Origin of the sequence: Pseudomonas sp. (assembly GCF_032058845.1) — a bacterium.
Classification (GTDB): Bacteria; Pseudomonadota; Gammaproteobacteria; order Pseudomonadales; family Pseudomonadaceae; genus Aquipseudomonas.
In genome coordinates this window covers 1-6,445 of record NZ_DAMCCR010000164.1, presented here as the reverse complement: position 1 = coordinate 6,445, position 6,445 = coordinate 1, and the positions used below count along the sequence as shown (strand labels likewise).

The 6,445-nt window shown below is 62.6% G+C and carries 6 protein-coding genes; 5 read left to right on the top strand and 1 reads right to left on the bottom strand.

The genetic code is table 11. The features are described 5' to 3' along the window. The first annotated feature begins 351 nt into the window (after positions 1-351). Positions 352-795, top strand: coding sequence for a hypothetical protein (locus RT028_RS19670; RefSeq protein WP_312937071.1), 444 nt, complete (start codon positions 352-354; stop codon positions 793-795). A gap of 205 nt (positions 796-1,000) precedes the next feature. Here RT028_RS19670 and gabP read toward each other — a convergent pair whose 3' ends face one another. Continuing rightward, on the bottom strand, positions 1,001-2,389 hold the full coding sequence (gene gabP, locus RT028_RS19665) for a GABA permease (protein WP_312937069.1): 1,389 nt from the start codon (positions 2,387-2,389) through the stop codon (positions 1,001-1,003). A gap of 605 nt (positions 2,390-2,994) precedes the next feature. Between gabP and RT028_RS19660 the strand changes: the two genes are divergently transcribed. The 4 genes from RT028_RS19660 to RT028_RS19645 all read left to right on the top strand — a co-directional run bounded on the left by RT028_RS19660 (position 2,995) and on the right by RT028_RS19645 (position 6,286). Continuing rightward, complete coding sequence (locus RT028_RS19660) at positions 2,995-3,768, top strand: ATP-binding cassette domain-containing protein (RefSeq protein WP_312937067.1); 774 nt, start codon at positions 2,995-2,997, stop codon at positions 3,766-3,768. A gap of 11 nt (positions 3,769-3,779) precedes the next feature. Further along, entirely contained in the window at positions 3,780-4,535 is a 756-nt protein-coding gene (locus RT028_RS19655) for an ABC transporter substrate-binding protein (protein ID WP_312937065.1), read from the top strand. A 54-nt stretch (positions 4,536-4,589) separates the two neighbouring features. Further along, a complete protein-coding gene (locus RT028_RS19650) occupies positions 4,590-5,285 on the top strand; it encodes an ABC transporter permease (RefSeq protein WP_312937063.1) in 696 nt (231 codons plus the stop codon). A gap of 311 nt (positions 5,286-5,596) precedes the next feature. Beyond that, positions 5,597-6,286 (top strand): ABC transporter permease, encoded by a 690-nt coding sequence (locus RT028_RS19645; protein WP_312937061.1) that lies wholly within the window; start codon positions 5,597-5,599, stop codon positions 6,284-6,286. The last annotated feature ends 159 nt before the right edge of the window (positions 6,287-6,445 follow it).

Sequence of the window (6,445 nt, the reverse complement as noted above, 5' to 3'; positions counted from 1 at the left end):
CTCGTGTCGGCGGTTCGACTCCGTCTCTGGGCACCACCTTCAGCTTCTGGTGGTTCCAACGTCACTCGAAGCGACACAAAAAACCCGCCCCGTGCGGGTTTTTTGTTGCCTGCGATTTTTAGCACCGATGAATTATCCCCAAGTCAGCGCTTGCGGTTTCACTCCTCGAACAATCACCTGCCATCGATTGATGCGCTGCAAGCAGCCGCGCATCCGGCTTGCGCTATTCGGGTACTCGCCTATCGCCGGACGCGACCGACCAAGCACCGACAGCCACCGCCAGCAGCTTGAATCCCCACCCGCGCTGCGCTTCAATACGCGCCCTCACGACCGCTCCCAAGGACTCGCCCCATGGCCACCTCCAGCAAACAACAGAAACGCGCCAAACGCGCCGCCAGCAAGGCCAAGCAGAACCGTATGGTGCGCAGCGGCCAGGCGGTGAAAGCGAGCAGCGGTGACAGCGCCAGTGTCGAGCAGGTGTACACCAAGGCCATGGACTCGGGCAGCTACGACGGACTGTTTGAAAAAATGAAAGAAGCCCAGGACGGCGGGCTGGTGCCGATGATCTCGGTGTTCCTGGTCGATCCACTGCTGGCACTGGTGCTCAAAGGCCATAAAGAAGAGCACGCCACCGACTACATCGTCATGGTCTTCACCGCCTACCGCGACTGGCTGGACGGCACCGACGCCGACACCACCATGGCCTGGCTGGAAAGCGACGAGTTCCAGGCGGCGTACATGGAAGCCTCGGAAGTGGTGGCGCGGCAGCAGCAACAGCAGAAGCAGTACGGCTAAGGGCCTGGAGCCCAGCCAGCGCGAGTTCTGCAGGCAGCCTTGGGTCAGGCTTCACTACCAATCACGGCAGTAGCCCATAAAACCTGTCGGCGACTTCAGTCGCGATAGCCTGCGCAGCAGGCTCAAAAACACCCATCCCGCCCCAAACAAAAAGGCCGCGCCCCTCACAGGACGCGGCCTTTTCAGTTTCAGCGCAGCCAGTGAATCAGTGATCCAGCGCCGCTTTGCCCGATACCCCACGCTTGCGGTGCACCAGCAGGCCGGTCACGACCACGCCGATGCTCAGCAGGGCGGTGGCGATGATCTCGGCGCGATGGTCTTCACGCAGTGCCATCACCGCCAGCACGGCCACGATGAACGCGATGGTCAGCCAGGTCAGCCCGGGGAACAGCCACATCTTGAAGTCGATGTGCTCGCCACGCGCCTCACGCTGGCTGCGCATGCGCAGTTGCGACACGGCAATCACCAGGTACACCAGCAGTGCGATGGCACCCGAGCTGGCCAGGAGGAACTCGAACACCTCGGCCGGCGCCACGAAGTTGGCGAACACGGTCAGGAACGCCGCGGCGGTCGACAGCAGCACCGCCCAGTGCGGCGTACCGGCACGGGTGGTGCGCTGGGCCACGGCTGGTGCGTCGCCACGCTTGCTCAGGGAGAAGAGCATGCGCGACGAGGTGTACAGCGCCGAGTTCAGGCAGCTGGTCACGGCGATCAGTACCACGATGTCGACGATCATCTTGGCGTTCGGCACGCCGATGCGGCTCAGCACGGTCTGATAGGAACCGGTTTCGGCCAGCGCCGGGTCGTTCCACGGCACCAGGGCCACGACCAGGAAGATCGACACCAGGTAGAACAGGCAGATTCGCCAGATCACCGAGTTGGTGGCGCGGGTGATCTGCTTGCCAGGGTCTTTCGACTCGGCCGCCGCAATGGTGACGATTTCGGTACCCATGAACGAGAACATGGTGGTGAGCATCGCCGCCAGCACCGCGCCCAGGCCGTTAGGCATGAAGCCTTGGGTATCGAACAGGTGGCTGGCACCACTGACCTGGCTGCCCGGCACCAGGCCGAACATGGCCGCGCACGCCACCACGATGAAAGCGATGATCGCCAGCACCTTGAGCAAGGCGAACCAGAACTCGAACTCACCGTAGTTCTTCACGCTGAACAGGTTGGTGCCGGTCAGTGCCAAGGTGATCAGCAGCGAGAACATCCACAGCTCTACCGCCGGGAACCAGGCATGCAGAATCGCTGCAGCGGCGTTGGCTTCCAGTGGAATCACCAGCACCCAGAACCACCAGTACAGCCAGCCGATGGTGAAGCCGGCCCAGCGGCCGATGGAGCGGTCTGCGTAGGTCGAGAACGACCCGGTGTCCGGCGAGGCAATGGCCATCTCGCCGAGCATGCGCATCACCAGGATCACCAGTGTGCCCGCTGCCGCATAGGCCAGCAGCACCGCGGGCCCTGCGGCAGCGATGGCGTGACCGGAGCCGACGAACAAGCCGGCGCCGATCACCCCTGCGATGGACAGCATGGTCACATGCCGTTGTTTGAGCCCCTGAGCGAGGTCGTTGGAATTGTGCTTACCGCTCATAAACCTACCTTTGTAAGGAGTGGACCTACCCGAAACCGATGAACGTCATGCGCTCTGCGCGATTTAGGCGCGGCAGTGTTCGGTAGTCTCCATATGGCAATAAGCGGGCCAAGGCATGAACGCCTCTTCTGGAAACATCTTGAAACCTGCACCGCCTGTGCCCTACAGGACTTCGGCCACCGCCTGACCGAAAGGGCCTCAAATCCGGGCAATTTGTCTGGATTACAGAAATACTCACTTACAAGTGCACCAATGGTGCCCCTCGGTAACACCCGCGCACGAAAAAGCGGCAAAAAAGGAGCAACCCTCGGTTGCAACTTTGCCGAGGTCTTAGCCCCCGCTCAGCGCTACCTGCAGACAAACGGCTTCCCTCCCACTGACAAAACTGGCACCATCGCGCCTTTTTTCCGTCGAGGCTGAGGCGTCGGCCATCCTTCTGCGGTCATCCTCGCGACAGTCCGCTGCAGCGATGCGACACACTGCCGCACCGACGCGCTTCGTTCCCCGCACCCCGGTTGGCTGTCCAAGCGCCACATGCTAGCGTTGCGCAGGCCCGGAAGGCCGTCCAACAGCTGGGAATGCACCCGAATACATGAGGACCGCACATGGCTCAGGCCACGCCCGCGCTGGAAATCCGCAACCTGCACAAACGCTACGGCGACCAAGAGATCCTCAAAGGCATCTCGCTGACGGCCCGTGACGGCGATGTCATCTCGATCCTCGGCTCGTCAGGCTCCGGCAAGTCGACGCTGCTGCGCTGCATCAATCTGCTGGAGCATCCACATAAGGGTGAAATCCTCCTGGCCGGCGAGTCGCTCAAGCTCAAAGCCGCCAAGAACGGCGACCTGCTCGCCGCCGACAACCGCCAGATCAACCGTCTGCGCAGCGAAATCGGCTTCGTGTTTCAGAACTTCAACCTGTGGCCGCACATGTCGGTGCTCGACAACATCACCGAGGCCCCGCGCCGGGTGCTCGGCCAGAGCAAGGCCGAAGCGGTGGAAGCGGCCGAAGCGCTGCTGAACAAGGTCGGCATCTATGACAAGCGCCACAGCTACCCCGCGCAGCTCTCCGGCGGCCAGCAGCAACGCGCCGCAATCGCCCGCACCCTGGCGATGAAACCCAAGGTCATCCTGTTCGACGAGCCGACGTCGGCGCTCGACCCGGAGATGGTCCAGGAAGTGCTTAATGTCATCCGCGCGCTGGCCGAAGAAGGCCGCACCATGCTGCTGGTGACCCACGAAATGAATTTCGCCCGCCAGGTGTCCAGTGAAGTCGTCTTCCTGCACCAGGGCTTGGTAGAAGAGCAAGGATCGCCGCAACAGGTCTTCGAGAACCCGACCTCGGCGCGTTGCAAGCAATTCATGTCCAGCCACCGCTAACGGAGCAACACATGCAGACCTATAAGAAATTCCTCCTGGCAGCTGCCGCCACGCTGGTCTTCTCCGCCAATGCCATGGCCGCAGAAAAACTGCGCATGGGTATCGAAGCGGCCTACCCGCCGTTCAACAACAAGGACGCCAGCGGCAACGTGGTGGGCTTCGACAAGGACATCGGCGACGCCCTGTGCGCCAAGATGAAAGTCGAGTGCTCGGTCGTGACCTCCGACTGGGACGGCATCATCCCGGCCCTCAACGCCAAGAAGTTCGACTTCCTGGTGTCGTCGCTGTCGATCACCGACGAGCGCAAGCAGGCCGTCGACTTCACCGACCCCTACTACTCCAACAAGCTGCAGTTCATCGCCCCGAAGACCACCGACTTCAAGACCGACAAGGCTTCGCTCAAGGGCAAGATCATCGGCACCCAGCGCGCCACCCTGGCCGGTAGCTGGCTGGAAGACACCTACGGCAACGACATCCAGATCAAGCTGTACGACACCCAGGAAAACGCCTACCTCGACCTGACCTCGGGCCGGGTCGACGCCATCCTCGCCGACAAGTACGTCCAGTACGACTGGCTCAAGAGCCCAGAGGGTCAAGCCTATGAGTTCAAGGGCGAGCCTGTGGTCGACAGCGACAAGATCGGCATCGCCGTGCGCAAGGGTGACGACAAGCTGCGCAGCGACCTGAACACCGCGCTGAAGGAAATCAAGGCCGACGGCACCTACAAGAAGATCAACGACAAGTATTTCCCGTTCAGCATCGAATGATCCTCCCCGACCTGCGCGCCTGAGGGCGCGCGGGTACCTGGAAAGCACCTGCCCATGAATATCGACCTGCACGGATTCGGCCCGGCCCTTTTGGCTGGCACGCTGATGACGGTAAAACTCGCGCTCTGCGCGCTTCTGCTCGGCCTGGTTCTCGGCTTGCTCGGCGCCCTGGCCAAGACTTCCCCCGCCAAGCCCCTGCAATGGCTGGGCGGCGCCTACTCGACCCTGGTTCGCGGCGTGCCCGAACTGCTCTGGGTGCTGCTGATCTACTTCGGCACCGTCAACCTGGTCAGAAGCCTGGGTGACGCATTGAACATGCCCGGCCTCGAGCTGAGCGCCTTCGCCGCAGGCGTCATCGCCCTGGGGCTGTGTTTCGGGGCCTATGCTACCGAAGTGTTTCGCGGCGCCATCCTGGCGATCCCCAAAGGCCACCGCGAAGCGGGCCTGGCCCTGGGCCTGTCACGCGGGCGCATCCTCTCGCGGATCATCCTGCCGCAGATGTGGCGCATCGCCCTGCCGGGGCTGGGCAACCTGTTCATGATCCTGATGAAAGACACCGCGCTGGTGTCGGTGATCGGCCTCGAAGAAATCATGCGCCACGCCCAGATCGGCGTGACCGTGACCAAAGAGCCCTTCACCTTCTACATGGTCGCCGCCTGCATGTACCTGGCCCTGACCGTGGTCGCCATGACCGGCATGCACTTCCTGGAAAAACGCGCCGCTCGCGGCTTCATGAGGGCCGGGCAATGAACCTGACCATCAAGTACCTGCCAGGGCTGGCCTCGACTGGCGCCACGCTGGGCTGCCTGGGACAACGTGCCGTTCAAGGCGCCATGGAGGCCGCGCAATGAATCGGGACGTGATCATCAAATACCTGCCACAACTGGCCTCGCCTGACGCCACCCTGTGCTGCCTGAAACACCATGCCGTTCAAGGCGCCATGGAGGCCGCGCAATGAATCGGGACGTGATCATCAAATACCTGCCACAACTGGCCTCGCCTGACGCCACCCTGTGCTGCCTGAAACACCATGCCGTTCAAGGCGCCATGGAGGCCGCCCAATGAACTGGGACGTGATCATCAAATACCTGCCACGGCTGGCCGACGGCGCGATCCTCACGTTGGAGCTGGTGGCCATCGCCGTGATCGCCGGGCTGATCCTGGCGATTCCCATGGGCATCGCCCGCGCCTCGCACAAACCCTGGCTGCGTGCCCTGCCCTACGGCTACATCTTCTTCTTCCGCGGCACTCCGCTGCTGGTGCAGCTGTTCCTGGTGTACTACGGCCTGGCGCAGTTCGACGCCGTGCGCAACAGCGCTCTGTGGCCCTACCTGCGCGATCCGTTCTGGTGCACGGTGCTGACCATGACCCTGCACACCGCCGCCTACATCGCCGAAATCCTGCGCGGCGCCTTGCAGGCCATTCCGCGCGGTGAAGTGGAAGCGGCCCGGGCGCTCGGCATGTCCAAGGCGAAGGCCATGTACTACATTCTCCTGCCGCGCGCCGCGCGCATCGGCCTGCCGGCCTACAGCAACGAAGTGATCCTGATGCTCAAGGCCAGCGCCCTGGCCAGCACGGTGACGCTGCTCGAGCTGACCGGCATGGCACGGACGATCATTGCCCGTACGTATCTGCCAGTGGAGATCTTCTTCGCGGCTGGGGTGTTCTATCTGGTGATCTCGTTCATGCTGGTGCAAGGGTTCAAGGTGCTGGAGAAGTGGTTGCGGGTGGATGCGTGCCAGGGTCGGTGAGCGCGGGCTGAGTATGGGGCCAACACCCTGATCCTCCGAGGTTGGAGCGGCTCGATTGCCCGCTTCACCAGGGGTCATCACTGAGTTGATTCAGCTGTTCCGTGGGGGACTGTCAGTTTTTTTGTGTGCAGGCCGGTAACGGCCTGCCGCCAGGCAGGC

Excerpts from the sequence above, each read along its gene's own strand:
- RT028_RS19670 (WP_312937071.1), top strand. The coding sequence starts at position 352 with ATGGCCACCTCCAGCAAACAACAGAAACGCGCCAAACGCGCCGCCAGC.
- gabP (WP_312937069.1), bottom strand. The coding sequence starts at position 2,389 with ATGAGCGGTAAGCACAATTCCAACGACCTCGCTCAGGGGCTCAAACAA.
- RT028_RS19660 (WP_312937067.1), top strand. The coding sequence starts at position 2,995 with ATGGCTCAGGCCACGCCCGCGCTGGAAATCCGCAACCTGCACAAACGC.
- RT028_RS19655 (WP_312937065.1), top strand. The coding sequence starts at position 3,780 with ATGCAGACCTATAAGAAATTCCTCCTGGCAGCTGCCGCCACGCTGGTC.
- RT028_RS19650 (WP_312937063.1), top strand. The coding sequence starts at position 4,590 with ATGAATATCGACCTGCACGGATTCGGCCCGGCCCTTTTGGCTGGCACG.
- RT028_RS19645 (WP_312937061.1), top strand. The coding sequence starts at position 5,597 with ATGAACTGGGACGTGATCATCAAATACCTGCCACGGCTGGCCGACGGC.